The sequence below is a fragment of the Bdellovibrio bacteriovorus genome, from assembly GCF_002208115.1.
Taxonomy (GTDB): Bacteria; Bdellovibrionota; Bdellovibrionia; order Bdellovibrionales; family Bdellovibrionaceae; genus Bdellovibrio; species Bdellovibrio bacteriovorus_C.
Window position 1 is genome coordinate 1098797 of sequence record NZ_CP020946.1, and the last position, 26425, is coordinate 1125221.

Annotated in this window: 30 protein-coding genes; 13 read left to right on the plus strand and 17 right to left on the minus strand. The window is 50.6% G+C overall.

Annotated elements, in window-relative coordinates:
- Positions 1-99 precede the first annotated feature (99 nt).
- The 4 genes from B9G79_RS05390 to B9G79_RS05405 all read left to right on the plus strand — a co-directional run bounded on the left by B9G79_RS05390 (position 100) and on the right by B9G79_RS05405 (position 4126).
- Positions 100-768: a tetratricopeptide repeat protein gene (locus B9G79_RS05390; RefSeq protein WP_232469204.1), complete on the plus strand. Its 669-nt coding sequence runs from the start codon at positions 100-102 to the stop codon at positions 766-768.
- Positions 752-2737: a BatD family protein gene (locus B9G79_RS05395; RefSeq protein ID WP_088564624.1), complete on the plus strand. Its 1986-nt coding sequence runs from the start codon at positions 752-754 to the stop codon at positions 2735-2737. Before B9G79_RS05390 ends, B9G79_RS05395 begins: the two co-directional genes overlap by 17 nt.
- Before the next feature lie 2 nt (positions 2738-2739).
- A complete protein-coding gene (locus tag B9G79_RS05400; RefSeq protein ID WP_088564625.1) occupies positions 2740-3225 on the plus strand; it encodes a hypothetical protein in 486 nt (161 codons plus the stop codon).
- 169 nt (positions 3226-3394) lie between these two features.
- Positions 3395-4126, plus strand: a complete 732-nt coding sequence (locus B9G79_RS05405; protein WP_088564626.1) for a tail fiber protein — start codon at positions 3395-3397, stop codon at positions 4124-4126.
- A 38-nt stretch (positions 4127-4164) separates the two neighbouring features.
- On the opposite strand, the gene B9G79_RS05410 is transcribed toward B9G79_RS05405, so the two are convergent.
- Positions 4165-4695 carry a hypothetical protein gene (locus tag B9G79_RS05410; protein ID WP_088564627.1) on the minus strand — a complete coding sequence of 177 codons (531 nt, stop codon included), beginning with the start codon at positions 4693-4695 and terminating at the stop codon, positions 4165-4167.
- Positions 4696-4824: 129 nt separating this feature from the next.
- On the opposite strand from B9G79_RS05410, the gene B9G79_RS05415 reads away from it, so the two are divergent.
- Positions 4825-5097 (plus strand): peptide methionine sulfoxide reductase, encoded by a 273-nt coding sequence (locus B9G79_RS05415; protein WP_041577875.1) that lies wholly within the window; start codon positions 4825-4827, stop codon positions 5095-5097.
- Here the strand turns inward: B9G79_RS05415 and B9G79_RS05420 are convergent.
- A complete protein-coding gene (locus B9G79_RS05420; protein WP_088564628.1) occupies positions 5094-5990 on the minus strand; it encodes a hypothetical protein in 897 nt (298 codons plus the stop codon). The genes B9G79_RS05415 and B9G79_RS05420 overlap by 4 nt on opposite strands.
- Positions 5991-6143: 153 nt before the next feature.
- On the opposite strand from B9G79_RS05420, the gene B9G79_RS05425 reads away from it, so the two are divergent.
- Positions 6144-6467: a hypothetical protein gene (locus B9G79_RS05425; protein ID WP_088564629.1), complete on the plus strand. Its 324-nt coding sequence runs from the start codon at positions 6144-6146 to the stop codon at positions 6465-6467.
- A 3-nt stretch (positions 6468-6470) separates the two neighbouring features.
- On the opposite strand, the gene cobB is transcribed toward B9G79_RS05425, so the two are convergent.
- Positions 6471-7187: a Sir2 family NAD+-dependent deacetylase gene (cobB, locus tag B9G79_RS05430; protein ID WP_088564630.1), complete on the minus strand. Its 717-nt coding sequence runs from the start codon at positions 7185-7187 to the stop codon at positions 6471-6473.
- Between the two features lie 122 nt (positions 7188-7309).
- Here cobB and B9G79_RS05435 point away from each other — a divergent pair, with 122 nt between their 5' ends.
- Positions 7310-9568, plus strand: coding sequence for an aconitate hydratase (locus B9G79_RS05435; RefSeq protein WP_088564631.1), 2259 nt, complete (start codon positions 7310-7312; stop codon positions 9566-9568).
- A 65-nt stretch (positions 9569-9633) separates the two neighbouring features.
- Here B9G79_RS05435 and B9G79_RS05440 read toward each other — a convergent pair whose 3' ends face one another.
- From B9G79_RS05440 to B9G79_RS05465, 6 genes are all read right to left on the minus strand, one after another.
- Positions 9634-10710 carry a PA0069 family radical SAM protein gene (locus B9G79_RS05440; protein WP_088564632.1) on the minus strand — a complete coding sequence of 359 codons (1077 nt, stop codon included), beginning with the start codon at positions 10708-10710 and terminating at the stop codon, positions 9634-9636.
- 41 nt (positions 10711-10751) lie between these two features.
- Entirely contained in the window at positions 10752-11531 is a 780-nt protein-coding gene (locus B9G79_RS05445) for a substrate-binding periplasmic protein (RefSeq protein ID WP_088564633.1), read from the minus strand.
- A 76-nt stretch (positions 11532-11607) separates the two neighbouring features.
- Complete coding sequence (locus B9G79_RS05450) at positions 11608-12099, minus strand: hypothetical protein (protein WP_088564634.1); 492 nt, start codon at positions 12097-12099, stop codon at positions 11608-11610.
- A gap of 4 nt (positions 12100-12103) precedes the next feature.
- The gene (locus tag B9G79_RS05455) at positions 12104-13309 is read right to left on the minus strand and encodes a hypothetical protein (RefSeq protein WP_088564635.1); all 1206 of its coding nucleotides are present in this window, start codon (positions 13307-13309) and stop codon (positions 12104-12106) included.
- Positions 13310-13401: 92 nt separating this feature from the next.
- A complete protein-coding gene (locus B9G79_RS05460; protein WP_088564636.1) occupies positions 13402-15021 on the minus strand; it encodes an FAD-dependent oxidoreductase in 1620 nt (539 codons plus the stop codon).
- 81 nt (positions 15022-15102) lie between these two features.
- Positions 15103-15582 (minus strand): hypothetical protein, encoded by a 480-nt coding sequence (locus B9G79_RS05465; RefSeq protein ID WP_232469205.1) that lies wholly within the window; start codon positions 15580-15582, stop codon positions 15103-15105.
- A 216-nt stretch (positions 15583-15798) separates the two neighbouring features.
- Between B9G79_RS05465 and B9G79_RS05470 the strand changes: the two genes are divergently transcribed.
- Positions 15799-16377 (plus strand): HD family phosphohydrolase, encoded by a 579-nt coding sequence (locus tag B9G79_RS05470; protein ID WP_088564638.1) that lies wholly within the window; start codon positions 15799-15801, stop codon positions 16375-16377.
- A gap of 68 nt (positions 16378-16445) precedes the next feature.
- On the opposite strand, the gene B9G79_RS05475 is transcribed toward B9G79_RS05470, so the two are convergent.
- Positions 16446-17090, minus strand: a complete 645-nt coding sequence (locus B9G79_RS05475) for an OmpA family protein (protein WP_088564639.1) — start codon at positions 17088-17090, stop codon at positions 16446-16448.
- Positions 17091-17220: 130 nt separating this feature from the next.
- Here B9G79_RS05475 and B9G79_RS05480 point away from each other — a divergent pair, with 130 nt between their 5' ends.
- Positions 17221-17940 (plus strand): SIMPL domain-containing protein, encoded by a 720-nt coding sequence (locus tag B9G79_RS05480; RefSeq protein WP_232469206.1) that lies wholly within the window; start codon positions 17221-17223, stop codon positions 17938-17940.
- Here the strand turns inward: B9G79_RS05480 and B9G79_RS05485 are convergent.
- Genes B9G79_RS05485 through B9G79_RS05510 form a run of 6 tightly spaced genes read right to left on the minus strand, consistent with a single transcriptional unit; the run spans position 17937 to position 22426 of the window.
- Positions 17937-18641, minus strand: coding sequence for a cell wall hydrolase (locus B9G79_RS05485; protein WP_088564640.1), 705 nt, complete (start codon positions 18639-18641; stop codon positions 17937-17939). The two genes, B9G79_RS05480 and B9G79_RS05485, sit on opposite strands and share 4 nt — an antisense overlap.
- Positions 18641-19177: a GyrI-like domain-containing protein gene (locus tag B9G79_RS05490; protein WP_088564641.1), complete on the minus strand. Its 537-nt coding sequence runs from the start codon at positions 19175-19177 to the stop codon at positions 18641-18643. The genes B9G79_RS05485 and B9G79_RS05490 overlap by 1 nt, the downstream gene beginning before the upstream one ends.
- A gap of 4 nt (positions 19178-19181) precedes the next feature.
- Complete coding sequence (locus B9G79_RS05495) at positions 19182-19733, minus strand: thioredoxin family protein (RefSeq protein WP_088564642.1); 552 nt, start codon at positions 19731-19733, stop codon at positions 19182-19184.
- A gap of 11 nt (positions 19734-19744) precedes the next feature.
- Positions 19745-20500: a biotin--[acetyl-CoA-carboxylase] ligase gene (locus B9G79_RS05500; protein ID WP_088564643.1), complete on the minus strand. Its 756-nt coding sequence runs from the start codon at positions 20498-20500 to the stop codon at positions 19745-19747.
- A complete protein-coding gene (gene nadC / locus B9G79_RS05505; RefSeq protein WP_088564644.1) occupies positions 20500-21324 on the minus strand; it encodes a carboxylating nicotinate-nucleotide diphosphorylase in 825 nt (274 codons plus the stop codon). The genes B9G79_RS05500 and nadC overlap by 1 nt, the downstream gene beginning before the upstream one ends.
- A gap of 49 nt (positions 21325-21373) precedes the next feature.
- On the minus strand, positions 21374-22426 hold the full coding sequence (locus B9G79_RS05510) for a response regulator (protein ID WP_232469207.1): 1053 nt from the start codon (positions 22424-22426) through the stop codon (positions 21374-21376).
- Between the two features lie 105 nt (positions 22427-22531).
- Between B9G79_RS05510 and lptG the strand changes: the two genes are divergently transcribed.
- The 4 genes from lptG to rpe are packed head-to-tail and all read left to right on the plus strand — an operon-like array spanning position 22532 to position 25831.
- On the plus strand, positions 22532-23611 hold the full coding sequence (lptG, locus tag B9G79_RS05515) for an LPS export ABC transporter permease LptG (protein WP_088564646.1): 1080 nt from the start codon (positions 22532-22534) through the stop codon (positions 23609-23611).
- Between the two features lie 27 nt (positions 23612-23638).
- Positions 23639-24244, plus strand: a complete 606-nt coding sequence (gene def, locus B9G79_RS05520) for a peptide deformylase (protein WP_011165147.1) — start codon at positions 23639-23641, stop codon at positions 24242-24244.
- Positions 24241-25197, plus strand: a complete 957-nt coding sequence (fmt, locus tag B9G79_RS05525; protein ID WP_088564647.1) for a methionyl-tRNA formyltransferase — start codon at positions 24241-24243, stop codon at positions 25195-25197. The genes def and fmt overlap by 4 nt, the downstream gene beginning before the upstream one ends.
- A gap of 1 nt (position 25198) precedes the next feature.
- Positions 25199-25831 (plus strand): ribulose-phosphate 3-epimerase, encoded by a 633-nt coding sequence (gene rpe / locus B9G79_RS05530; protein WP_088564648.1) that lies wholly within the window; start codon positions 25199-25201, stop codon positions 25829-25831.
- Here rpe and B9G79_RS05535 read toward each other — a convergent pair.
- On the minus strand, positions 25777-26316 hold the full coding sequence (locus B9G79_RS05535; RefSeq protein ID WP_157678732.1) for an NUDIX domain-containing protein: 540 nt from the start codon (positions 26314-26316) through the stop codon (positions 25777-25779). The two genes, rpe and B9G79_RS05535, sit on opposite strands and share 55 nt — an antisense overlap.
- Positions 26317-26425: the final 109 nt, after the last annotated feature.

Sequence of the window (26425 nt, forward strand, 5' to 3'; positions counted from 1 at the left end):
TCGCTGTGGAACTTGCTTCAAGCAAAAACCACAGGCCAAGCTTTGTGTGTTGTGTTGCTTTCGCAATTGCTAGTTAGTTGTGGACCTGGAAGACCTCACTTGAAGACCCTTGAACTGAATCGTGAGGGGAATAAAGCTCTGACGGGGCAGAAGTATCCGGGGGCGATGGAGAAGTATCTTGAGGCTCTTCGCTATGATCCGTTTGTGGGGCAGCTTCATTTGAATTTGGGTTTGAGCTTTGAAGGTCTGCAGCAGGCGGAAAAAGCGCTGCAGTCTTATCGTGAGGCCGAGAAGCTGGCCTTGGCCGACAAGAATTTTGAGCTGGTGTTTATGGCGCGCTTTAATCAGGCGCAGCTTTTAGGCAAGGCCAAGCAGGTGGACGAGGCTTTGGCGGTTTATCAAAAGGCGCTGGAGATCATTCCGTCTTCCAAGGAAGTGAAAACCAACATCGAGCTTTTGACCCAACAACAGCAGGGTCAGGGTGGCGGTGAGGGCAAGCAAGATCAGCCGCAAAATGGTGACAAGAATCAACAGCAGCAAAATCAGGATGGAAAAGATCCTAAAGAAGGCGACAAGGATCAGGAACAAAAAGAGGGGAAAACCCCTCAGCAGTCCCAAAAGTACAAGCCTCGCCCGTTTAACGGGAAAGAGCTGACTGAAGGGGACGTGAAAAAGATCCTGGGCGAATTGAAACAGCAGGAAGAAAAAATCCGTGCTGAATACAATCGCAAAGATGTGAAGGAGCAGCCTCGTGACAAAGACTGGTAATTTCCTGTTCTTTCTAAGTTTTATTTTCTTCGGGCTTTTTGCCCAAGCCGCGGGCACCACCGTGCAGTCCACTGTGGATCGCAACGAAATGGGCCTGGGTGATACATTCACTTTGACCGTAGCCGTGACGTCCAGTGAAGACGTTGACATCCAGGACCCGCGTTTGCCGGATCTGGATGGTTTTGATCTTTTGAACAACTGGCAAAGCAATGCCGTGGCCCAGAAGCTGGTGAACACGCCCTCCGGGATGCAGTTTCAGACCCAGCGTCGCAAAGAATTCCATTATCAGATGAGCCCCAAGAAAACGGGGACCCTCAGTGTGGGTTCTTTTGAAGTGGTGATCGGTGGCAAAGTTCACCGCACCCAACCTATCGTGATCAAAGTCGGTCAGGAAAGCATGGGGGGCGGAAAACCTCCTAAGCGTCCGTCCATGGCGCCTCCGGGGTTTGATGATCCGTTTGAATCCATGGATCAGGCCGAACAAGAGATCTTTGATCAGTTGTTGCGTCAGCGGCAAAGACTTTTGCAGCAGCAAATGCAAGGGCAGCAACAGCAGGAGGACTTTGGTGGCTATCCGAATTCCACAGGTCTGCCAGAGGCTGCTTTCCGCAGTCTGCCGACAAATCCGAACGAGGCTTTTTTCATCTCTGTTGAAGTCGACAAAACAGAAGTCTTTGAAGGCGAGCAGGTCACAGTCAACTGGTACATCTACACCCGTGGTCAGATGGAAACCCTGGATCGTCTGAAATTCCCAAGTCTGAAAGGCTTCTGGAAAGAAATCATCGAAGAGGTTCCGTCCATCCAGTTCACCGAAGAAATCGTCAACGGCACGCCATGGAAAAAGGCCCTGCTGGCGTCCCACGCCCTGTTCCCGATCAAGCCGGGAACAGCGACGATTGATGAATACAAGATCAAGTCCCGCGTGCGCCTGCCGACCCAAGGGTTCGGATTCTATGGCAAGCCGTATGAATACACGAAAAGCTCGGCCGCTGTTCCAATCAAAGTGAAACCTTTGCCAGTGGAAGGGCGTCCTTCCGACTTTACCGGGGCAGTGGGGCAGTTTGAACTGCATGCGTCTGTCGAAAATCCGCAAGTTTTGGTGAATCAGCCGTTCAGTCTGAAAGTGCGCTTTGAAGGGGCCGGCAATGCGAAGATGATTGATCTTCCGGCCTTGAATCTGCCCACGGGCCTTGAACAGTACGACAGCAAGTCGGAATCCAAGTTCTTTAAAAACGGGCGCAGCTACAAGGAATTTGAAGTGCTGGTGATCCCTCGTCAGGAAGGCCAGATGGTTCTGCCGGGCTTGAGTGTCAGTATGTTTGATCCTCAGACCAAGAAGTACTACACCCGCACGACTCAACCGATCAATTTGACGGTTTCGAATAATCCAAATGCACCCGTGGGGTCTTCTTCGCGCATGGCCGATGCGGGGAAAAAAGCAGAGGCTCCGAAAGTGGTTGAAAACCGTTTGCCGGATCCTTTGATGCAGTGGCAGCCAGCGGCTGAAGCCAGCGTCCTTTATCGCCCGTGGTTGTGGGCGGTGCTTTATTCCGTGGCATCATTGTTGTTGCTGGTAAAAGCACAGCGTGAATTCGGCTGGGGCCGCCGTCGCCGTACTTTGAAAGAGCTTGTGCAAAAACGCTTTAAGGTTGTCGACACGGCTTTGGGTAAAAATGATTACCGCAAAGTGGGTGTTGAAATGACCAACACGTTCTACACCGTTCTGGGGGAAGTGTCGGGCACAGGTGGGGCGGCGATGGAAATTGAACGTTTGTTGGAAGTCATTCCACCAAGCATTCGTCGTGACCATGGTGATGACATCGCAAAAAGTTTTGAGTTCTTCCAGACCTTGAGTTTTGCACCGGAAGAGATGCTGGGCAAAATGAAAGAAAAAGAAACCATGAAATCCCAGGTGGATCATGCTAAGAAAGTTCTGACCGCGGTGGTATCCGCGGTCGAGGAGAAATAAAAATGAAATCTTTGATTGTTACTTCATTGACCCTGATGGCTTTGCAAGCAGGGGCGCAGACGCCTCCGGTAGAGCCGGTGCCTGGCTCTGAAACTCCAGAGCAGATGCCCTCAGAAAACATCACTTTGACGGCCCCTCAGGGCGAAGCCAAAGTCGATCTGAAGTCCGCGCACCACACCAACAAAGATGTTGTGATTGCCGAGCTAAAAAAATGTCATGACCAGACCGTGGCAGAAGCCAAGGCGGCCAATCAGCCGATTCCGGTGGGTAAAGTGGTTGTGGATTTCAGCTTTGATTCTGAAGGCTCTGTGACTATGTTCCAATTCAAGGAAAACCGTGTTCGTCCGGCGTCACCGGCTTTGAATTCCTGTATTGAAACATCCATTCGTCAGGCGAAGTTTGAAAAGCTTCAGAACCAAAGAACGGGGAAAATCGTCAGCGTTTTCTATCCGTACATCTTTGAAGTTCAGAAAACCAAAAAGAAATAGTCCGTGACGAATCCTCAGCAGTTGCCGGGTCCCCGGCAGACTGCCTTGCCGAGATTCCGGCAGCCTTCCTCTCAGATCAAAATAAAGCCATTTTCAAGGGTGTAAAGCTTTGGCACCGCCGTTGCTTTATAGGTTTGTATCTAAAACAAATCACCTGAAAGAGGTTGTTATGAAAAAGTTCATCCTGATTGCGCAAATTCTGTTGGCTCTGTCCCTGACTGCTACGGCTCATGCCGGTGAATATGATTGCGGACTTTCTGAAGTGCGTGCTTTTAACGCTGCTACTGTTCCCGATGAAAATGTCTGGATGAAAGCTGACGGGCGTCTTATTGATATCAATCAAAATATGGCTTTGTTTTCTTTGCTGGGTAATAAATATGGCGGGGACTATCGTATGAATTTTGCTCTGCCTAAAGTTGCAGACCTGAATCTGAACGGGACAAAATTCGTTCACTATGTCTGTGTCTATGGAATTTATCCCACGGGAGGAACAGACAATGGCAACACCGGATTCCTTCGCCAGTACGCAGGCCGGTTCAATCTGGATTCTTACAGTGAGATGATAGTTGAAAACGAACTTGAACTTCCAATTCAGCGCTACCAAGCCCTGGCAAGTGTAATGAATAAGGATCTGGTCACTTACTATAGCCTTCAAATTCCGACGGTGAATATGCCGGCCGTCGTCCTGAATGGTGAAAAAGACAATAAAATGAGCACTGTGCTTGAGCTGAATGGTTTCTATCCGATGTACAATATTCTCTGTGAAAAAGGCGGCTTGTATATTTCTCTGGGTAAAATGCGCGAACCAGAGAACGTGAAAGAGATCGTCGTCGACGGCATGGCGGGCATCTCCTTCCGTGGTAATGTCAAGGAGTCCGCTCATCTGTATGAGTGCTTGTAAGGGGGCAATAAAAAAGCCGGATTTTCATCCGGCTTTTTTTATTGTTTGAAGAACGGCAGCGGTTCGTATTTTTTATGGCGCTGGGAAGGGGACTTGCCGCTTCCTTGCGCTGAAGCTGCACCGATGTACAAAAGCTCAGCGCCGTCTTTTTGTTCGGTTTTGAAGATCGAATAGGTTTTGTCGCCCACATTCGGAGCTTTGTATTCGTCACACAAATATCCCGAGACGACTTTTTTCTCGCCCCGTTTCCAGTCGGTGTAGTCGCAGTATTTCACCATATTCAAAGCCTCCGCCACTTCTTCAGTCAATGGAGTGTACGAGGACTCAGACACAGTCAAATCAACATCGGTCCCGGCCGTGGCGGTGGTGTACTGGATTTCAAAAGCCAGATAGGCCTGCTTGCATGCATCTTCTTCATAAGCCAGATGGGTCAAAATCCACTGGTCTTCAGAAACCTGCAGGTGCGTGGTCAGCGCATCGCCCTCGTCCATGTAACAAGGTCGTTCATAAAGAGCCGCCTGCGGAGCCGCCCATACCAATTGTGTCAGCAGTAAAAATAGATGCATCATACCCCTAGACTATCGAACAGAGCTTCGTTGCCAACAGAAATCAGAGCGGCTGGTGCAGAATGGCAGAGCAAAAGACCTTGGGCTCCCTTGCGCTAGGGGGGATAATCAGAGGCAAAGAAGGAGGTGGTTATGACTACTCCCGATTTCTCTCCGTTTCGCCATATGAATGATATTGAGGGCCTTGAACCTGAAGGCATCTTTGTCGACGCCAAAACCGGAGAGCCGATCCTGCTTCGGGCGGACAACGATTATTGGGTGAATCCTTTTGCCTTAAAATTCATTCCGGTCCGCGACCTTTCCCAAAATGGTTATCAGGATTACGTCGAGCTTTTTGAAACCGACGAAGAAGAAGCCGAACGGGAAGCTGGCGGCGCCAAAGAAGCCGGGGCTCCGGGCTATTAAGGCGTCTTCCTTTTTGGATTTCCTGGGAATTGGCCGGAGGCAACGGTGATACTGGCTTTTTTGCCTTTATATTTTGCCAGGTGGCCTCTTAGCTTGATCTTGTTTTGGCTATGTTGCTTTGCTCGCGCCACGGTCTGAGTATGGCGAAGTGTCACTGCGCGATTTCGAGCGCTTTCCATGGCTCTTTTTTTCTGGTCTAAGTATGCGCTAAGCAGATTTTTAACTTCATCATGGCCGATCTTTTTCGATCTCAAATCGACGATGAAGCTGTTCAAAACCCAGTTTTTTTCTTTAACTGACTTTTCGAGTACGCGTGCAAAAAACTCACTAAATGACTTCTGGTGGTACAGATCCAAATCAAAGAGGTCATACGCGATGAGAGCTTCTAAATACTCCTCTTTTCGGTTGAAGAAATAAAGCTCCAGTCTGTCAGTTGGAGTGTTGGTAATCCTCATTTTAACGAGCTCATTATAAAGCCCCGCGCAGTAAGTCCATCGTCGACCGAAGATAGCATCCAAACTCCAGTAAACTGCAATTGGAGCCATTGTGAGAGTCAGGAATCCTTGAGTTAAGTTTCTAGTGGAACCATTGACAGCGGTAAATGTGTCCCGGATGAGGCGAGCCGTCGTAGCAAAATCGAATCCTGAAAGAACAAGTGAGCAAAAGAAAATCAGCAGGGATCCCAAAATGAACGTGATCCAAATTGCCCTGATCAGTTCCTGGCTGCGACGTGAAAAGATTCGACTTACGAAGTTGAAGTCGCAGAAAAGGAACCGGGTGAACGGGTTCTCTTTCTTCAGCAAAATAAGGTCATCCGAGGTAATGGTGGGCTCTCGATATTGGTCCATAGACCAACGTATCGGATAAACAACAGCCGGATTAACGCCGTTCATAACTTTGTAACCAAAAAGAAGTTGTCTGTTTTATTTTGATACACCGCGAGGCGGTTTCATTGAGTTTTCATTGAACGGGAAGGCTCGGAGCATTCTTGCTCTTTACGTCTGTGTCCTTTAAGCATGGGGCCGTTTTCCTAAGGAGGAATCAAAATGCGTATTCTTTTGGCGACTTTGACTTTGTTGGCATCTTCAGCGGCTTTTGCCGGTAACCTTTGCACAAAATGGGAGCACAGTGACCGCTACGCAGCGGCGATCAAGGTTGTGGCGGCTCAAGAGGATTTCTCTTACGACGAACTTTGCACTTTCGCCAGAATTCTGGACATTGAAGCTCAACCGTCCCGCGTGATCACACCAAAAGGGGACGTGATTCCTCACGTGCGCATCCAGCTTCACATGGCTTATGAAAGCTGCCTGTACATGGTTCGTGACTCTGACAAAGTGATCACTTCCCAGCGCTGCTATTCTGGCTGGTAAGTTCTAGGTTCCTTCCTGAAGGAACTCTGCAATAAATCGAGGAACCTCCGTGGAGGCCGGGCCGACATAGTGCTCGTCAAACGCGGGGGAGATCTCGGTGTCTTTAAGATTGATTTCTATCTTCCTGGCTTTCCAAGCCAGCCGTACAAAGCCCGCAGCCGGGTAAACATTCCCACTGGTTCCAATCGAGATAAAATAATCCGCCTTGTCCAGGGCCGCATAGATTTCCTCCATGTGATGGGGCATCTCGCCAAACCAGACGATATCGGGGCGAACGCCGCCTTTTCTGCCGCAAGCCGGGCAGGGGTGCTCCACCGCCAGATCCAGCAGCCACTCGAAATGCTCATCACAATGCAGGCAGAACACGCGATCCAGGCGCCCGTGCATGTGCAGCAGATTCTTTGAACCTGCGCGTCGGTGAAGGTTGTCGACGTTCTGGGTGACCAGCAGAAAGTTCCCCTCCCAAAGGTTTTCCAGTTCGACCAATGCCTGGTGGGCAGGGTTCGGGGCAAGGTTTGGCTCTTTCAGTTGAGCTCTTCTCAGATTGTAAAAGCGCTGAACCAAAGCCGGGTTGCGCGCAAAAGCTTCGGGTGTCGCCACGTCCTCGATGCGGTGATCTTCCCAAAGACCGTTCTGGTCCCGGAACGTGCGAATCCCGCTCTCGGCCGAGATGCCGGCACCAGTGAGGATGACGATGTTCTTAAATAGCCTTAAGTCCATTATGCCTCGCGCAATTCAGGCCATGGGGACGGTCCCGAGAATGAATCCCAACCCCGCATTTTGTTTGAGATTTCAACTGATTTTCATTAGGATGGGGCGTTCTTAAAAGAAAGGCAATTACAATGGCTTCGAAAATCGAAACTACACCGGAAATGGTGCAGAACGTATACAAGAAGACAGCTGAAAGATTGGCTGTTGTTCGCAATCGCTTGAACCGCCCTTTGACATTGGCGGAGAAAATTTTGTTCGGTCACTTGGATGATCCACAGAACCAGGAATTGGTTCGTGGCGAAAGCTTCCTGCTTCTAAGACCAGACCGCGTGGCGATGCAAGATGCGACAGCGCAAATGGCTTTGTTGCAATTCATGCTTGCAGGTAAAGACGAAGCGGCTGTTCCTTCCACAGTCCACTGCGATCACTTGATCCAGGCTTACAAAGGTGCGGGCGCAGATATGACTGTTGCCAATGCAACCAACAAAGAAGTTTATGACTTCCTGGCGACAGCTTCTTCCCGTTACAACATCGGCTTCTGGAAACCAGGCGCTGGTATCATTCACCAAGTCATCCTTGAAAACTACGCGTTCCCAGGCGGCTTGATGATCGGTACGGACTCTCACACTCCGAATGCGGGTGGTTTGGGTATGTGTGCTGTGGGTGTTGGTGGTTCTGATGCTTCTGACGTGATGGTGGGTCTGCCTTGGGAAGTTAAAAATCCTAAGCTGATCGGTGTTCACCTGAAAGGCAAACTGGGCGGTTGGGCGTCTGCTAAAGACGTGATCCTGAAACTGTGCGGAATGCTGACTGTAAAAGGTGGTACGGATAAAGTTGTCGAGTACTTCGGTGAAGGCACGTCCTCCATCTCTTGTACTGGTAAAGCAACTATCACCAACATGGGTGCTGAGCTGGGTGCAACCTGCTCTGTATTCCCATACGACGAGCGCATGGGCGCTTACCTGAAATCCACAGGTCGTGATCAATTGGCGTCCATCGCTGACGGTCATAAAGACATCCTGTCTGCGGATGCCGACGTTGTGGCAAACCCAGGCAAATACTTCGACGAAGTTTACGAAATCGACTTGTCTGCTTTGGAACCACACCTGGTGGGTCCTCACACTCCAGACTTGGCTCGTCCTATCTCTGCACTTAAAAAAGAAGTGGCTGAGAAAGGTTACACAGTTAAGATTTCCTCTGCTTTGATCGGCTCCTGCACGAATTCTTCTTACGAAGATATCGGTCGCGCGGCGTTCGTGGCGAAACAAGCTATGGAAGTGGGCGTGAAAATGACGTCTCCGTTTCTGGTTTCCCCGGGCTCCACTCAGATCCAGAACACGATTGAGCGTGACGGCCAGATGGCAACGTTCAATGAAGTGGGCGCGACTGTTCTTGCGAACGCTTGCGGTCCTTGTATCGGTCAGTGGAAACGTGACGACATCAAGTCTGGCGAGAAAAACACGATCGTAACTTCCTTCAACCGTAACTTCCGCGCACGTAACGATGCGAACCCGGAAACTCTGGCGTTCATCGCTTCTCCGGAAATCGTTATGGCGTTGGGTCTGGCAGGTCGTTTGGACTTCAACCCGGCAACTGACGAGCTGGAAGGTCCAAAAGGCAAAATCAAACTTCAGGCGCCAGTGGCTCCAGAATTGCCGGCTAAAGGCTTCATCGCAGACACTGAAGGCTATCAGAAACCAGCAGGTGCAACCGCTCAAGTGGCAGTGAATCCTTCTTCTGATCGTTTGCAGCTTCTTTCTCCGTTCACCAAATGGGATGGCAAAGACTTCGTTGATCAACTGGTTCTTGCGAAAGCAAAAGGCAAGTGCACGACGGATCATATCTCTCCGGGCGGTAAATGGTTGAACTACCGTGGTCACCTGGACAACATCTCCAACAACATGCTGTTGGGTGCGGATAACGCGTTCACAGGTGAAATTGGTAAAGGTAAAAACCAACTGACTGGTGAAACAGCAGAATTCGCTCAGGTGGCACGTGCTTACCAAAAAGCGGGTAAAGGCTGGGTTATCATCGGTGACGAAAACTACGGTGAAGGTTCTTCCCGTGAGCACGCGGCAATGTGCCCAAGACACTTGGGTGCTTCTGCTGTTATCACGAAATCTTTCGCTCGTATCCACGAGACGAATTTGAAAAAACAAGGTGTGCTGGCTTTGACTTTCGTAAATCCAAAAGATTACGACAAAGTTCAGGAAGCAGACCGTGTTTCCCTGGTTGATCTGAAAGATCTGGCTCCAGGCAAAAACGTGAAAATGAACATCAGACACGCTGATGGCTCTGCTGAGACTATCGAGCTGAAACACACTTACAACGCTGAACAGTTGAAATGGTTCCGCGCTGGAAGTGCGTTGAATCTGATCCGCGGTCTGTAAGACCGGGATAGGGTTCAAAAACAAAACCCCTGGTGTTTTACATCAGGGGTTTTTTATTTTTTGAATCAATCAATATCAAAGCTGAGCTGATTGGTCGGACGCTTGAAGTTTTCCGACGACAGATGAAACTCTTCTTTGTTCAAGCCCCACTTGCGGCAGTAAATCTCAAACATCTGCTCCAGTTGATCGGCGCGAGCGCCCTCACCCCGCATGCGTGAGCCAAAGTTCGGATCATTCAGGCGACCGCCGCGAATGTCTTTGACGGCATTAAGCACTTTGTCTTTTTTCAAGGGTTCATGCACTTGCAGCCATTCGGAAAAAATCGGCAGGACCGTGGACGGCAGTCGCAGGGGAGTATAACCTGCAAACTTGGCTCCGGCGTCTTTCGCTCGTTTTAGAATCATCGGCATTTCATGATCTGTCAGACCGGGAATGCAAGGGGCGACGTTTACGCCCACAGGAATGCCCGCCGCCGCCAGAGTTTCAATGGCTTTCAGGCGTGCTTCCGGGCGCGAGGTGCGCGGCTCCAGCTTCGCCGCCAGATCCGCATTCAGGGAAGTCACGGAAATATAAATCAGAATCCCGTCATACTTTGCCATTTCCGTGAAGATATCCAGATCCCGTGTGATCAGCGCATTTTTAGTAATCAAAGAGGCCGGGTTTTTGAACTCTGCCAGCACCTGCAGGCATCCGCGGGTCAGTTGCATTTTTCTTTCCAGCGGCTGATAGCAGTCGGTGATTCCGCTCATCATGATCACATCACCCTTCCACGAGGGCTTCATCAAAGCCTCGCGTAAAAGCTTTGGACCTTCTTCTTTCACATAGATTTTTGATTCAAAATCAAGGCCTGGGGAATGTCCCAGATATTCGTGCGAGGGGCGGGCATAGCAGTAAGAACAGCCATGTTCGCATCCGCGATACGAGTTGATGGAATAAGTGAAGCCAATGTCCGGGCTTTTATTCTGCGAGATGATCGTGCGGGAACTGTCTTTCAGGATTTCTGTGCGCAGCAGGGGTTTTTCTTCGTCCTGATAATTGTCGAAGTCCTCTTCGGTGGCTTCATAGGTCAGGGAATCATAGCGATTTGAAAAATTGCTACTGGCCCCGCGCCCTTTGATGTCTTTGCGAAATTCCCGGCTCATGGGCGCCAGTATGGCACAGGAAAATAGAAATAGCCCTCATCTTAAGGTTCAGGCAGGCGCGGAGCGGAAAAATCCTGCGTCAGTGTCAGGCGGTATTTGCGGGCAATTTGTTCCAGGGTGCCGTCTTTGTGCAGCTCAACCAGATAGCGTTGAATTTTCTCAAAGCGCTGAGGGTCAAAACTCTTTTTGGAAAAGGCGATGGAGTACGCCACGGGTTCGCCCAGTTCCGGAACCTCCCGCAAAGGGCTACGGGTCTTTTCAATCCAGCGCATGGCCACGTCGCGGTTTCCGTAAGCCAGGGCATAGTTTTTCTTCTGCGCTTTCAACAGCGAATTAAAGATGGTCTTTTCAGGCTCAATTTTAAAGTTCTTGTCGGCAAACTCGTGAATACGCTGCAGACTTATTTCGGTCATGGACGGGGCAAGCACTCCGATACGCATGTCCTTCAGATCCGCATAACTTTTTACTTTTTGGGTGGCTTCCGGAAGGCCAAAGAAAGAATAGCGGCCGCGGAAAAGGGTGTGCATATAGAATGCAGTTTCACGGGGGCCGGATCGTGACAGGGGACAGCCGATATCCGCCTGACCTTCTTTCAGCATGGTTAAAAATTTTCTTAGCGGCGCGAACTTGAATTTGCAGTGGGACTTTTCCAGAGAACAAAGTTTTTGCACGATCTCATAACAGGCACCACCAATACCCGCAGATCCGTTATTGAAATAATACGGCTCGTATTCTTGGCCCACCACCACCAGGGCGTGGGCTTGGGGGGAACTCAATACAATAAGGCATAAGGCGGTCAGGGCGGCGGTCCATCGTCTCATGCTATCAGTGTATCGCAACCCTGATTGAATTTTGACAACCGCGAGGTCCAGTGCTAGTAAAGTGATTCTTGTGAATTTAGAAGCCCAGATTCAGGATCTTTGGACCCACGGTCAACCAAACAAAGAAGCCGATAGAGTTAAACACAATCGCCAGGAACAGACGATTGCGGCTGGTCTTGCTTAAGGGAACTTCGTGGCGAAGCACACGATAACCCAGCACCATGGAATAGAAGTTACAGATCAGGGGCACCATCGTACAGCCAATGATGGCATTCCACAGGGCTTTCTTTGCCAGGGCTTGGGTGTCATAGCCGCTCTCTGTAATAATCTGGACTCGCGGCTTCTCCTGACTTTCCATCAGCAAAGAAGCTTCCATGTATTCATGTTCCGGGATTTCCAATGTGAGTTTACCCAACAACTGACCAAAATGCGGAGCCACACCACGGGTTTGTTCATCCCGCACGCGGGGATGGAAGCCTTGTGAAGTCAGGTAAGACTTCACCACCTGGGCTTCAGAAAAATCAGCACAATCCATCAGAAATACATAGTCGGAGTTTTGTTGGCTCATGCGGCTATTTTACGCCGCCGTCCCAGACCTGTACACAGGCATTTTTCGAAACTTTACGATCCGCGATCCAGGGAAAGACCTGCTTCATTCCAAAGAAGCTGTCCATACCCGAGGTGTAATGGAATTGCTTCAGTTGGGAGGTTCGCGCATTGAACTTTTTTGGAAACAGCACGGCCTCAGTGGCAATGCGAAGGGTGTTTTCCCAGATGTCCTGTTCTTCCTTGCTGGGCTTTGCCCCACTCCAGAACGGTTTGTTTTTGTCTGAAGGCGGGCACAGGGCGTGGGCCAGCGGGCCGTTTTTCTGTCCGTTGTGGGTCTTCATCCAAAGGTTGAACTGTGACGGGGTCGTGACCACTTTCGCCAGATCACTTTTTCCGCCGTGGTGAGAACCTTTGATAAATTCCTTGTGCCGGCTTTCCGTGTTGGCGCGATTCACGGCAATCTTAGCCACCGCCATCGGATAGTGCAGACCGTGCTTGTAACAGCGGGCCATCTCGGCATACATCGTGCGCGCCAGAGCATCGACGGTGATCAGGTCCTGTTGGGTCATCATTTTGCCGTCTTCACGGGTGACTTTGGGAACAGCCTGTTTTTTCAGATGAGGCAGAACATAGGAATCAAACGGATTTTCGCCCTTATAGGCCGCTGGCGGATTTTTCGGATTGATCACGCAAGCACCCACCGAGTCTTTTAATGCCTTGGCCGTTTCTTTGACACCTTTGTTGGCAATAGCGGACTGAATTCCGGAAAGGCTTTTTTGAACCTCTTTGGCACCGCCACCAGTTGTGGATTTTTGCATCGGGGGACAGTATTCGGATTTGTCGTCAGCAGCGCCATAGACGGCTTTGGTTTTACTGCGGCTGACATACGCGGCATCTACCCAGCCGGTGCCTTGCTGAGTGTAAGTGATCCCGTCCCGTTCCCGCACGTAAGAGTACTTGATTTGCACGTACTCTTCCATTTGCATGGTGCCGGTGTAGGGGTCTTCCACTTTCATTTTGCGGGGTTTGGAGATCACTTCCACGGACGCATCGCGATCTGGCCACCCCACCGGGCGACAACTGGGGTCGGCTGAACAGTTTTTCCAGTTCATTCCGGGTTTGTTAAATACGGAAAGAATCTGGTCTTCTTCCAGATCAAGATAGGCTTTGCCATCAGCCCAGGCATTCACCGATGTCGTCATTAAAAGCAAAAGGGCAATAAAACGCATAAATCTATATCGTTCTATCGCCCGTGATCTTTAGAAAAAAGCGCCTGCATTCTCAAATTAATACGGGCTGTAGGTCAGGAATATGACGGATATTAGCCTTTGATTTTTGTCGCCACTTCGATTGCGCAGTGATGAGCCGTCTCGAAGCAGGGATTCATCCAGTTGTCCTGATTGGCGAAGTGGATGATGCCGTTGATCGACTCAGATGCTTTTTGTGGCAAACCATCTTGAATCAGGCCTGCACGAGAAAGCGGCAAAGCGTGACCCCAGCGGGTCAAGCGGATGCCGTGCACGTCGTTCATGCCAAGATTCATGGTTTGCAGAATCGGTTCTACATCCTGCAGATATTTGGCTTTGTATTTGTCATGGGAAGCCGGGTTGAACAGGAACTGACGGGCCCCATCGTAAGGGATGCCGTGATAAAGCGTCAGGACGCTGTGATCGACTTTTTCTTCCTGTGCCCAGGTGCCAAAACAGATATCAGTGAAGCTGCGGTCCCCACGTTTCATCGGAGTCGGGGACGGCGGTACTTGGCCTTTCAGGCAGTAAAGTTCATAGCTGGGGCTTTGGAAGTTCTTTTTCGTCAGGATGTTACCTACCAAGTACGCGCGGTAAGGAAGCATGGTGATCGCGTCCGCCTGATCTTTCGGCATCTGCGGCAACAGGCGTTTTGCAACGAATTTCTGGCAGGCCATCACAACCTGTTTTGCGCGGATCTTTTTAAGTGCACCCATCGCGTCTTCATAAAGAATCACGGCGGAATCACCTTCGGTGGTCACACGCAAAACAATGCTGCCTGCGCGCAGGGATTTATCGCCGGCCTCTTTGCGGATTCTTTGCGCCATCTTGTGAGCCACATAGGCGTTGCCGCCCGGATAAGCCATCAGTGTGCCGGTTTCCGCACAGATAAAGCCCAGATACTGGTAAGCAGACAGTTCATCCGTGGAACCGCAGAACGAGCTCCAGCCATACAACTGGAAGTACTCAAGCAAGTGCTTGTGCACATCGCCGAATTCTTTGGTCAGCCATTGTTCAAAGTTCAAGTGGTCGACAGATTTAGCCAGTTCGCCGTTATAGTCAAAGTCTGCTTCCGCGCCGATTTCAGCCAGGCGTTTGAAGACTCTGTTGAAGTTGTCTGCGGCGGCTTTGTCGGTGGCACCTTTCCAGAACGGGGAGGTGAATTTATTGTTGTAAAGAACTGTGGTGTGATCAGAGCTTTCACGGCGGGCTTTGTCCCAGATACCCAGCTCTGTCAGCAGACTTCCCAAGGGAGCTGTCTGATCTGGTTCAACCAGATACGCGGCGCCCGTGGAATAGACCGAGTTTTTGTACTGCTCGCCCTTGGAGTTTCCGCCAAGTTTGAAATCCATTTCAAGCAACGCGATTTTTTTATCGCGCAGATAGTAAGCCGTGGAAAGACCGGCAATACCGCCACCCACGATCACGACATCCAGGTCCTCAGAGAAGGATTTGGGTTCGCCGCCTTTTTTCTCAATATAGCCGTCGATGTTCCAGAAGGCATCGTGCGGGCGATTGATGTCATCACCATTGAAGTCGATGCTGTTGTTTTCAGAGTCCTTCAGACGCGCGATCGGCCAGTCATCCGTCAACTGGTCATTGACCCACTCCGAACCTTTGGCCAAAGAGGATGCAGGAAGAGAAGAAAGGGCTGCCACGGACAAACTGGTTTTTAGAAAATCACGTCTTTGCATGGCGTCTTGATAAGTCCGGGTCCGTAAACAGACAAGAGGAGTTCTAGGAACTCCTCTTGTTGAAAGGGTATTGAAAGCGTCTTAGTCCACCGTCGGAGTGTCACACTGAGGGACCGTGTAAGATTTTCTAAACAACAGCTCATATCTTTCCACATTGCGGTTGGAGATGCGCTTGTAAACGGGAATGTTCACAGTCAGTGGGTACGAGCCTGTGACCGTCTCCATTTTGCAGCGGCGCTGGTTGTTGTTCCAGAAGCAGTTTTCTACTTCGTGAGTGTAGTTGATAGGCGTGGACAGATAATCGCGGTCGATCACGATGATCTCTTCACGGTCGCCACGAGTGCGGCTGACAGTGGTGTCCACGGGCTTCTGCGTGCGCAGACGGTCCCCGTCCTGGCAGGCGAAGGTGTAGTCGATCGCGCGGCCCATGTAGATCGTTGGGGCCTTTACGATCGCATAGCGGTCACGCATGATCTCCTCCCAGGAAGAGTTGGCGTTCACAGCGGCAAAAGCAGGCATAGCGGACATCAAAGTGATCAAAAGAGTCATAATACGTTTCATAATCAGGGGTCTCCATTTTGTGTTCGATTTTTTTTGTCCTCTTTGCGCAAAGAGATGGAGGCAGCTTCTGGCAGAGCACATACTTTTCTCAAGTTACCTTCCGGTAAATGGGGGGTGTTTTGTGTTTTGACTGTTCCGAGAAATTCCTACCCTGACGCGGCGCCTTGCACGGATTCTTCATGCAACTGCGGAAACCATAAGGTAAGCAACCAACCCATGAATATCGAAATGCCCATTCTGCCGGAAAATTTGAATCGTCCTGAAATCGTGGAAAAATCCTGGGTTGTGACCCTTTCTGGAAGCCGCTTTAGTATTCTAAAGCCGGATCCGGATGCGATCATGATCGAAGACATCGCCTGCGCACTGGCTCGTCAGGCTAGATTTAATGGGCATACCCGTTTCTTTTACAGCGTGGGTCAGCACTCGTGCCTGGGGGCGGAAGTTTCTCCAACCAAAGAGATCGCTTTGCACATGCTTTTCCATGATGCGACCGAAGCTTATGTCGGGGATCTGGTGTCTCCGGTAAAGGCTTTGCTGCCGGATTTTGAGATTATTGAATCACGCATTCACTGGGCGATTTCCAAACGTTTCAACCTGGAATACCCACTGCCAAAAGTGGTGAAGCAGATCGACCGCCGCCTGCTGGCGACGGAAGTCCGTGACCTGATTACCAAGGACCTGAAGTCCTGGAATATTTCTGAAGATGAGCCGTTTGATTTCCCGATCATCCCTTGGCCGTCGGAAGTGACGGAAGCCCGCTTCCTGGATCTGGCAAAAAACCTGCTTAAAAAATAAAAAAAGCCGACTGATGAAGTCGGCTTTTTTGTTTTTGCCCAGTTAAGAACTTTTTGCCCAGTTAAGAACTAGGATTTTGGAACTTTGGATTCGTCGACAGTGATTTCGATTTCCACGCGGCGGTTTTTAGCGCGCGCTTCTTTCGTTTTCGCCGGGTCCACTGGGTTCAATGCACCCATACCAACAGAAGTCACTGTTTGTGCAGGAACGCCCGCAGCAATCAATTGCGCGCTGACGGCTTTTGCACGTTGTTCAGACAATGGGTTGTTCACCATCTGAGTACCCGTGTCGTCAGTGTAACCTTTTACAGTCAGCACGTTCTCTGGATATTTCTTCATGATCGCAGCCAGTTGATTGATGTTGTTTTGAGCCGCTGGTTTCAAGTCCGCTTTACCCGTGTCAAACAGGATGTCGCTTTTCAGTTTGGTGATCAGGCCCTGTTCAGTTCTTTTGGTTTCAGCGATTTTCGCCAGTTCTTTTTGCTGTTTGTCCAGACGGTGACCAACAGTACCACCGATACCCGCACCCAAAGCTGCACCAATCAAAGCGCCTTCATTGCGTTTACCAGTTTGGTGACCGATCACCGCACCAGCCACAGCACCAATCGCCGCACCGATACCAGCACCTTTAGCTGTGTTTGGGTTTTCTTGTGTAGTTGCGCAGCCAGAAAGCATCATTGCTACTGCTGTGCCGATCAAAAGCATCTTTTTCATTTGGGGAACTCCTTGAAAGTTGAGCCTCCAATTATGACTGAACTTTGTTACTTCGCAATCCTTGAAGCAGCTTGTCCTAAAACATTCCCTCCCTTATGCTAGTGTTTTGACCCAAGGAAAGGGGAGAAGAATGAAGAAGTACGTTTTGGCAGGCCTTATGGCTGTCTCTATGGTATCCGGCGCCCGCGCTTTGGCCGACAGTCGCTACATTATCGTCAGCGGTTTTGCAGAAAGAGGACTGGACCCGAATATGGTCAACCTCAATATCGAAGTCTGGAGCAAGGCTTCGACGGCGAAGCAAGCTCAAAGCCTGGCGGCGAACCAGTTTAAGCAAGTCCGAAAAACTCTGGAAGACTTCAAGATCAAAAAAGAGGACATTCAGACTGACAACTATTCTTTGAATCCTGAATACGAATACGACCAGAAACTTCGTCAGAATAAAATGGTTGGCTTCCGTGTGTCCCAGTCTTTGACGGTGACATTGCGTAAAGTGGAAGACGCCGGGAATTTCCTGGACGCTCTGGTGGCAGAGAAAAAGACCATGGATGCCGGGGTGAACGTGTCGTCACTTTCCTGGGATTCAGACAAACGCGATCAGACGGAAACGGCCACTTTGGGTGAAGCCGTTCGTGCGACCCGCACCAAGGCGGATGAAATTGCCAAGGCAGCCGGTGTGAAGATCAAAGGTGTTTCCAAGATCAGCCACGGTGTTTCTGGCGGCTTGCCGCCACAACCGGTGTTCAGAAACTTTGGTGGTGCCAAAATGATGGCGGAAGCAGCAAGCACGGACGTGGCTGCAGGTCAGATCAAAGTTCGTGTTGAAGTCACAGCAGAATACGAGATCAATTAATAAGAAAAGAATTGAATGCACTCGTTGCTATAGCGGGTGCCTTCAATTTTGACGTCCTTCATGTACGCCTTTTTGGCGGCATCCTTGTTCAGGTCAGCCCACGTTACGGGCGGATTAGTCGCCTGAGTGCTTTGCGGATAATAAAAATGAGTCACAGATTTCGGCAGCGGATTTTTCTGCGGGTGGGAGAGTGCCTGATCGGCGGCTTTTTTTGAAAGCTCCCACAGTCTTTGCCACTGCGGGTGCTCACTTGGGCACAGGAAAAGTCTTGAGTAGGACGACTTTTTCGAAACCGCCGGATTGAACTGGGCTTTCTTGAAGATCACCCCGTGCAGACCCTTGCCAAATTGTTTGGCGTAGCGGGGCTGGGCTGCGGAAAGAGCCACCCGGTTTTGCACGCCCCAGGCAAGGCTTGCAAACAGCGAGTCTTCGTACTTGGAACACTTGTTCAGATTGGTTGAAATGCCTTCGGCAAAAACCAATCGTGCCAGCACTTCAAAGTCGGTCAGCTTTTCGCGCTGAATGATTTCTTCATTGCTTTCATCGTTCTTGCGGGTCAGGCAGGCCGGAGTGGAATCGATTTTGGACAGCGTGATTTTATCGGGGGTCGAAGACGGCCCCTGACACTTGGCCGGACAAGGGGCTTCGCCAAAAGCCAGCCCCGAAGTCAGCAGCAGTGCAGATAAAATCACGGCCTTCATTATTGAACCGGGAACAGGTAAGTGGTGGTCATGGCGTTTTTCTCGGTGATGGAGTGGATCTCATAGATCTCTACCACGGCGCCGGTTTGTTTTAGATTGTGTTTCACCATGAAGTCATTCACGCGCGGGTACACTTTCAAAGGTCCGATACCCGGGGATCCTGTGAATACCGCCATCACATACTTGCGCTCGGGGATTTCGCCCACTTGCAGGCCTTCCACCAGTTGTGGCGGTTCGCCGGTGATGATGCAGCCCACTTTAGAACGCAGGCGAGCCTCTTCCACGACTTGTGGATCATCAAGGTATTCTCCAAAGGTGCGGCCGCAGGTCATGTTCTGGGAGGTCATGTACTTTTCAATACGTTCCAGTTGTTTGTTCACCTTGTGGTAAGGGCCGACGTGTTCAACATAGACAATCTTGAACGGTCCCTGAACAGATTCAGAAATATCAACGCCTTTGAAGGCGCCCAGATAGTTCGCCAGGAAAAGGCCGAAAGAGATCATCGTCACAGCAACAAATACCAAAATATACTTCATCGTCTTAAACCCACTTGATAGAGCAGCCCATAGAGGCTGTTTGTTCTTCAGATACTTTATCGTTTTTCAAAAGCGTTTGAACGGCGTCAAACAGTTCACGCTTGGTCACTTTCGCAGCGTCTTTCCAGGAATCGTCCAGACGCCCGCGGTAAGCCAGTTTCAGGTCCTTGTCGTACACAAAATAATCCGGGGTGCACACGGCGCCAAAGGCATGGGCCACTGCCTGGGACTTGTCATGCAGGTAAACAAACGGATAGCCTTTTTCTTGCGCGCGTTTTTGCAGATTCTCGAAAGAATCTTCGCGGTTGTGGCTTTCTTCGTCATTGGCACAAATAGCAATCACATTCACGCTTTGCTTTTTCAGATCATGACCCAACTGGATCAGGCGGTCTTCAATCGCCTGCACATACGGGCAGTGATTGCAGATGAACATCACCACCAAAGGCTGACCATTGCTGAAGTCTTTCAGCGAATAGGTTTTGCCATCCACCGCGGGCAGTGTGAAGTCAGGGCATTTGTTTCCAAGATCCGGAAAAGGGGTGAAAGTCAGTGCCATCGATTAGTTCCTTACAATGTAGACCAGTTGATTTTTTTATCACCAATCAACAGACTGCCGTCTGCTTCCATGCCTGTGTACTTTTCTTTCAGCAAAGGATGCTGATTCAAAGCCGTCAGCAAAGATAGTTGATCTGTAGGGCTCAAGGATTCTTCCGCGTGTGAAACAGCATCGGTCAGTTCGAACATCAAGCGATCCAGGAAGGCCATATAGTCCTGACCCAAAAGCGGAGCGCCCGCAGGCAGGGATTCAATCAGGCTGGTGGCCGTGTCGACATCTTCCGGGGAATCCGTGACATTCAGACCCAAGCCAACGATCAAACGAACTTCATCACCCTGAGCCACATTTTCAAGCAGGATGCCGGCCACTTTTTTGTCGCCGATGTAAATGTCATTGGGAGCTTTCAGGTTCCAGGCCAAAAACGGCCAGGTCGTTGAGCACGCACGATACACAGCAAGTCCCACAAGGCAGGATGTGGTCGGCTGGGGTTTTACACCCAACAGGTAAGACCACGAGCTCAAAAGAGAACTTCCGGGACGCGCATCGATCCACGTGTTCTTGCCCCGGCCACGACCTGCGGTCTGGTGGTCCGTCACATACAGGCACAAGGATTCCTCCATCAGGTTTTCGGCAAAAGCCTCTTCCTTGGCGATGGCGTTGGTGCTGGTCATTTCTTTTTGATAAGCCACGTACAAGTGATTGCCTTCGGCCCACTGGGAGGTGACTTGTCCAATGCGAATGTCGGAAACGGGATTGTCCTTCGCCATTAGTCCTCCCACTGGAAAACAAGGCTCACGTCCGCGCACGGAGCTGAATGCGTCAGCGCACCAACAGAGATATAGTTCACACCCAGGGCCGCTACAGAAGCCACGCGATCCAGGTTCATGTTACCGCTGGCTTCGGTTTCAACTTCAGCGGGGATTACTTCCAGAGCTTTTTTCAAAGTGTCATTATCCATGTTGTCCAGAAGGATTCGGTGAGCTTTCATGGCCACCGCTTCTTTGACATCTTCGACGGTGCCAGCTTCCACTTCGATAGGAAGGTTGCTGTGTTCACGCACGCGATTGATGGCGTTGGTGATGCCGCCCATGACAGAAATATGGTTGTCCTTGATCAGGATTGCATCGCTCAGGTTCATGCGGTGATTGACGCCGCCCCCGTGAACCACGGCGCGCTTTTCCAGATCACGGAAGGCCGGAGTCGTTTTGCGGGTGTCGAGAATTTTGGTTTTGGTGCCCGCGATTTTTTTAACAAAGCGGTGGGTGTGGGTGGCAATCCCGGACAGATGGCCCAGGAAGTTCAAAGCCACGCGTTCGGCTTTCAGGATTTGCACCAGATCACCTTCGATCGTGCAGATGATTTGATTTTTAAGAATTTCATCGCCTTCTTCAAAGTGCCACTTGATACGGCAGGTGGGTTCCAGGGCCTGCATGGATTGTTCAAAAGCCATGGCGCCGGAAAGAACAATGTCTTCCTTTGCTTTCAGACGGGCGCGTCCGATACGGGGTTTTAGGGCCAGGGATTCGGTGGTGACATCGCCATGAGGCATGTCTTCTTTGATGGCAGCGCGGATCAGCTCCAGCAACGTCATAATTAAGACCTCTTACTTGCAAAGAGGTCGACGCTGTTGGGACGGCCTCTTAAATGGACTTTTCAGTTTCGCGGAGGATCTTTTTGATTTCTTCGCGCACGATGCGCTCAGCAATCTCCGGAAGGACCTTCCAGCAGATGGATTCGATCACTTCGCGAGCTTCCTCACGGATAATCTTTTCCATCATATTGGGGTCTAAGTCCATCTTGGATTGAGTATTGGGCTTAGCATTAGAAGCGGGTTGCGGAGCCGCACCCGTAGCGGTGCTTTTTGTTGCACCCTTTTTGAGGGTTTCCATCATTTGATCTTTGACGGATTTTTCCACGTTGGAGATGAAGGAGTCCGCAGCAGCCGATGGTGCTTTGGTTTTGGTCACTTCCGGAGTGGATTTCACAAAGCTGATTTCTTCAAAGTCGCCATCCATTTCGATGTGCGCGCCGGAAAGATCGTCATCCTGAGGAATCACAAACTTGGAGGCAAAATCACTGCTGTCAGTTTCCGGGATCTGGATTTTGAACTTCGTCAGATCCTGATGAGCCCAGCCGCCTTCGTCATGTTCGTCTTCCGCTTTGGGATTGGTCAACGGAACAGCCGAGAATTCCTCGCCGGACACTTCCAGAAGGTTGGCTTCGTCAGCGTCAATTTCCGGGATGTTCAGGAAGTCACTTTTTTCCTCTGGGATGGCGTAAATCTCCTGCTCAGCGGCAGGGGCGTTTTCGGCTGGAGTTTCTTCAAACTCCGGCATTTCCGGGAAAGTCAGGAAACTGGAAACGGGATTGGATTTCGTTTTTTGCACCAGCTCAGAAACGATAGAGCGCAGGTGGTCCGCATCAAATGGCTTTTCCAAACGGCGGTCGGCACGGCATTCGGTGGCTTTGGCTTCGTCGATTTCCATGAAACCGCTCCACATCAGAACAACCGGGATGTGCGAGGTTTCGGCGTCGTTTTTCAGGTCCGCACAAACTTCGTAGCCTGAACGTTTGGTCAACAACACATCGGCGAATACGATGTCGGGCTTGAAGGTCTTTGTCACTTGCAATACGTCAAGGCCCACGGGGACCGATTTAACTTCAACCCCGAAGTCAGACAATGCCAGTTGCATTACTTTTTTGATTGTGGAACTCTCATCTGCAAGCAAGACGCGTAAAGCCATAATCAAAGTTAAATTGGATTTCCGCCGCCAGTCAATGAGTTTAAGGGATTTGCCGTGAATAGGATCGATCGTTATACAGCTTGGCTCTTCGTAGGTTACTTCGTGGGTGGCCTTCTGGTGTTTTTGACTCTGTTTACCGCGGTTGACGCGATGTCCACAATGGTCAACTACAAGGACGTTGCTCCCTCGGCATTGGTGAATTATTACCTCTATTCCTTCCCTGGAATCATCTCACAACTGTTGCCGGTGGCCTGTTTGCTGGGGGTGATCCTGACCTTGACCAGCCTGAATAAGGCCAATGAACTCGTTGCGTTATTTGCCAGTGGGATGAGCCTGATTCGTATCGCGGTGCCGATGCTTTTGTTGGTGGCGGTGATCTCGGCTTTGGGGTACATGGCCGCGGACCGGGTTTTGCCCCGCGCGACCAAGCAAAAGAATTACATTCTGTACTATGACCTGAAAAAAGAGCCGCACCGTTTTTCCACGATCCGTACGGACCGTATCTGGTATCGTTCCAAAAACTCCATCTTCAATATCAAAACCCTGAATGCAAAAGGGGATGGGGCGCAAGGTCTGACGATGTACTTCTTCAGCGACGAATGGGATCTGGTGCAGATGATCACAGCCGCTCAGGTGAAAATCCAAGGGGCCCAGTGGCTGCTGGAGCAGGGGACAGTGACGATCTTTAACAAGGACTCAAGCTTCCCGCTGACTAGTCCGTTTAAGACCAAAAGCATCGTGATGGCCGAGGATTCCAAGGACCTGCAAAGCGCCGGTCAGACCGCCGACATGATGTCGCAAAAAGAGCTGGAACATTTCATCGACAAGAACAAGGCCGCCGGCCTGGATACCGTGGCCTATGAGGTGGACTATCATTCCAAAATCAGCTTCGCCTTTGCCGGCCTTGTCATGTGCCTATTGGGTATTCCTTTCAGTGTGGGGCGGGCCCGGTCCGGGGGCACCATGCTGAATGTCGGGATCTGTCTGGCCCTGGTGTTCGCCTATTACGTGTTTTATTCCTCGGGAATCACTTTAGGGCAGCACGGGACCCTGCCTCCGGTGGCGGCTGCCTGGGCTCCCAACATAGTTATGTTGATCGTGGCCTTCGTTCTTCTCAAAAAGCTGAAACGCTGATATAATGGGGGCCTCCCGGAGGCCCTTATGATCATGAAAATCCTCACATTCCCAGACCCGAAGTTGCGTGAAGTTTCGCAGCCGGTGAAGACTTTTGGACCTGAAATCGCCAAATTGGCTGAAGACATGGTTGAAACCATGTACCACGCCAACGGGATCGGTCTGGCAGCCCCGCAAGTGGGTGAGCTGGTTCGCATGGTGGTGATCGACACTCGTCCCAAAGACGAAAAGGGCCGCCGCTACAAATACGAAGAAATGACCGAACTGGAAGCGGCGGTAAAACAACCGCTGATTCTGATCAATCCAGAAATCGTCAAAGGCGAAGGCAAGACCACTTTCGATGAAGGCTGTCTGTCCATCCCTGGCTATTACGAAACAGTGGAACGCTACAACTACATCGAAATGAAAGCTTTCGATGTGAATGGCAAAGAGTACATCGTGAAAACCGACGGTCTGCTTGCGATCTGCATGCAGCACGAAATGGATCACCTTGAAGGCACTTTGTTCATCGATCACCTGAGCTTCGTCAAAGGCAACAAAATCAAAAATCAAATCAAGAAGTACGGCTACCCTGTTAAAAAAGAAAAAGAAGGGGATGCTACAACAGCTGACGAAGAAAAGTGTGAAGTGTGAGCAAGGTCCGCGTCTGTTTTCTAGGAACCCCTGAATTTGCCGTGACCTCTTTGAAAGCTCTGTTGTCTGATGAGCACTTTGAGGTCGTGGGTGTTGTCACCCAGCCTGACCGCCCTGCCGGTCGTAAACTCCAACTGACTCCAAGTCCCGTAAAAGCTCTGGCTCAAGCCCACAACCTAAAGGTTTTGGCGCCTGAGTCGTTGAAAGCGAATCCACTGATGCTTCAGGAAATCAAAACCTGGGGAGCTGAGGTGGCGGTGGTGGTGGCCTTTGGCCAGATCCTGACTCAGGAATTTTTGGATTCATTCCGCTTTGGTTGTGTGAATGTGCACGGATCTGTTTTGCCACGCTGGCGTGGGGCGGCTCCGATCCAAAGAGCTATCGAAGCCGGAGACGTCGAAAGTGGCGTGACCCTGCAGAAGATGGTTAAGAAACTGGATGCCGGTGACATCATTGGCATTCGTCGTGTGAAAATCACTCCGGACATGAACGCTTTGCAGTTGCATGATGTGCTGGCCCAGTTGGGGGCAGAACTTCTGCAAGTGGAACTGATGGATTATGTTCGTGGCAATCTAGCGCCGACACCTCAGGATGAATCGAAGGTGACGATGGCGAAAAAAATCGAAAAGATGGAATCCCAGATCGACTGGAACACGTCCGCCAAAGCCATCGACGGAAAGATCCGCGGCTTTGTTTACGGGCCGGGGACGTACACTTTGTTGCAGGGTAAGAAATTGAAACTGCACAGAGCCACAGTCACGCGTGATGGTGGCTCTATCGGCAGTGCCAAGCCTGGTACGATCACCGCCATTCACGACGACCACATTTCGGTGGCAACCGGTGACGGTGTTTTGCAATTGTTTGAAGTTCAGCCGGAAAGCCGCAACCGCATGGCGATTGCTGATTTCCTGAAAGGTCATGCCTTGAAAGTGGGGGATCAGCTTGGCGTCTAAGATGGTGGCTCCTTCCATTTTGTCGGCGGACTTTGCCAATCTTGAAAAAGAGATCAAGGCCGTGGCTCAGGCCGGTGCGGACTGGATTCACGTCGACGTGATGGACGGACGCTTTGTGCCGAATATCACCATTGGTATTCCGGTGGTAAAGGCGCTTAAAAAAGTGTCGCCACTTCCTTTGGATGTGCATCTGATGATTGAAGAGCCTGAACGCTATGTGGAAGAATTCGTGAAAGCGGGCAGTGACTATCTGACCATTCATGTGGAGTCCACCAAAGACGCCGCAGGCACTTTGAAACGCATTCGTGAACTGGGTGCGAAACCCGGCATCACCCTTCGCCCGCGTACTGCGGTGGAAGAAGTTTTGCCTCTGCTGCCATTGTGCGATCTGGTGCTGGTGATGACCGTAGAGCCGGGCTTTGGCGGTCAGTCTTTCATGAATGATCAGGTGGCGAAGATCACTCGTTTGCGTCAGGAAATTTCCTCTGGGAGTTTGTCCTGCCTGATTGAGGTTGATGGCGGTATCAACGCAGAGACTGCGAAGATCTGCCACGAGGCGGATGTGTTCGTTGCCGGCAGTTATGTTTTTGGCAAGGAATACGGATCAGCGATTGCCAGTCTTAAAGGGTCGTAAAACGGACGACCCTCTTCCAGATAAATGGCCCCCAGTCCCTGTTCTTGCGCCAGTATCACACTGTGCACGCGGCGGCTGACAATCGGGGTGAGCATTTCCAGGGCCTTTTCAACGGCGACAAATTTGAAATCTTTTATTTCATACATGGGCAGGCGGATGTTTTGCGCCTGATATTCAGTCAGGTCTTTGGCGGAAAAAAGCAGTTGCATGTATTCGCCTTTGACATCGCGGTTGCTGACATAGTCGATGGCCAGCAGTGAACCGGCTTGGATGTTTAATCCGAGCTCTTCCTTTAGTTCCCGTTGCAAAGCTTCGCTCGGGGACTCTTCAGCCTCGACGGTGCCTCCGGGCAGAATCCAGGCCGGGTTGTAGGTGGGTTGTACGATCAAAAGATCGCCTTTATAAAACAGCAGTGCGCCCACTCCGATGCGTTTTTTTGGCAATGAGGCGTAGTATTCACGGTCATCTTTGTAACTTCGTAACATAAGCGCTCCAAAGTCGGGTGTGTCTGGACTGGGCTTTCGGTAGGGTGGGGTTTCGGTCATTGACCCTGCGAAAGAGTCTCTTCAAAATTCTAAAGGATGCCTAAATTTT

Bases quoted from the DNA above. Each gene is read 5' to 3' on its own strand.
- B9G79_RS05490 (WP_088564641.1), bottom strand. From the start codon at position 19,177: ATGAAGTATATTTTGGTATTTGTTGCTGTGACGATGATCTCTTTCGGC.
- B9G79_RS05405 (WP_088564626.1), top strand. From the start codon at position 3,395: ATGAAAAAGTTCATCCTGATTGCGCAAATTCTGTTGGCTCTGTCCCTG.
- B9G79_RS05485 (WP_088564640.1), bottom strand. From the start codon at position 18,641: ATGAAGGCCGTGATTTTATCTGCACTGCTGCTGACTTCGGGGCTGGCT.
- B9G79_RS05410 (WP_088564627.1), bottom strand. From the start codon at position 4,695: ATGATGCATCTATTTTTACTGCTGACACAATTGGTATGGGCGGCTCCG.
- cobB (WP_088564630.1), bottom strand. From the start codon at position 7,187: ATGGACTTAAGGCTATTTAAGAACATCGTCATCCTCACTGGTGCCGGC.
- B9G79_RS05480 (WP_232469206.1), top strand. From the start codon at position 17,221: ATGAAGAAGTACGTTTTGGCAGGCCTTATGGCTGTCTCTATGGTATCC.
- B9G79_RS05465 (WP_232469205.1), bottom strand. From the start codon at position 15,582: ATGAAACGTATTATGACTCTTTTGATCACTTTGATGTCCGCTATGCCT.
- B9G79_RS05425 (WP_088564629.1), top strand. From the start codon at position 6,144: ATGCGTATTCTTTTGGCGACTTTGACTTTGTTGGCATCTTCAGCGGCT.
- B9G79_RS05400 (WP_088564625.1), top strand. From the start codon at position 2,740: ATGAAATCTTTGATTGTTACTTCATTGACCCTGATGGCTTTGCAAGCA.
- B9G79_RS05445 (WP_088564633.1), bottom strand. From the start codon at position 11,531: ATGAGACGATGGACCGCCGCCCTGACCGCCTTATGCCTTATTGTATTG.
- B9G79_RS05440 (WP_088564632.1), bottom strand. From the start codon at position 10,710: ATGAGCCGGGAATTTCGCAAAGACATCAAAGGGCGCGGGGCCAGTAGC.
- B9G79_RS05455 (WP_088564635.1), bottom strand. From the start codon at position 13,309: ATGCGTTTTATTGCCCTTTTGCTTTTAATGACGACATCGGTGAATGCC.
- rpe (WP_088564648.1), top strand. From the start codon at position 25,199: ATGGTGGCTCCTTCCATTTTGTCGGCGGACTTTGCCAATCTTGAAAAA.
- B9G79_RS05420 (WP_088564628.1), bottom strand. From the start codon at position 5,990: ATGAACGGCGTTAATCCGGCTGTTGTTTATCCGATACGTTGGTCTATG.
- def (WP_011165147.1), top strand. From the start codon at position 23,639: ATGATCATGAAAATCCTCACATTCCCAGACCCGAAGTTGCGTGAAGTT.
- B9G79_RS05460 (WP_088564636.1), bottom strand. From the start codon at position 15,021: ATGCAAAGACGTGATTTTCTAAAAACCAGTTTGTCCGTGGCAGCCCTT.
- B9G79_RS05495 (WP_088564642.1), bottom strand. From the start codon at position 19,733: ATGGCACTGACTTTCACCCCTTTTCCGGATCTTGGAAACAAATGCCCT.
- nadC (WP_088564644.1), bottom strand. From the start codon at position 21,324: ATGACGTTGCTGGAGCTGATCCGCGCTGCCATCAAAGAAGACATGCCT.
- B9G79_RS05475 (WP_088564639.1), bottom strand. From the start codon at position 17,090: ATGAAAAAGATGCTTTTGATCGGCACAGCAGTAGCAATGATGCTTTCT.
- B9G79_RS05510 (WP_232469207.1), bottom strand. From the start codon at position 22,426: ATGCAACTGGCATTGTCTGACTTCGGGGTTGAAGTTAAATCGGTCCCC.
- B9G79_RS05450 (WP_088564634.1), bottom strand. From the start codon at position 12,099: ATGAGCCAACAAAACTCCGACTATGTATTTCTGATGGATTGTGCTGAT.
- B9G79_RS05535 (WP_157678732.1), bottom strand. From the start codon at position 26,316: ATGTTACGAAGTTACAAAGATGACCGTGAATACTACGCCTCATTGCCA.
- B9G79_RS05435 (WP_088564631.1), top strand. From the start codon at position 7,310: ATGGCTTCGAAAATCGAAACTACACCGGAAATGGTGCAGAACGTATAC.
- B9G79_RS05500 (WP_088564643.1), bottom strand. From the start codon at position 20,500: ATGGCGAAGGACAATCCCGTTTCCGACATTCGCATTGGACAAGTCACC.
- B9G79_RS05470 (WP_088564638.1), top strand. From the start codon at position 15,799: ATGAATATCGAAATGCCCATTCTGCCGGAAAATTTGAATCGTCCTGAA.
- B9G79_RS05415 (WP_041577875.1), top strand. From the start codon at position 4,825: ATGACTACTCCCGATTTCTCTCCGTTTCGCCATATGAATGATATTGAG.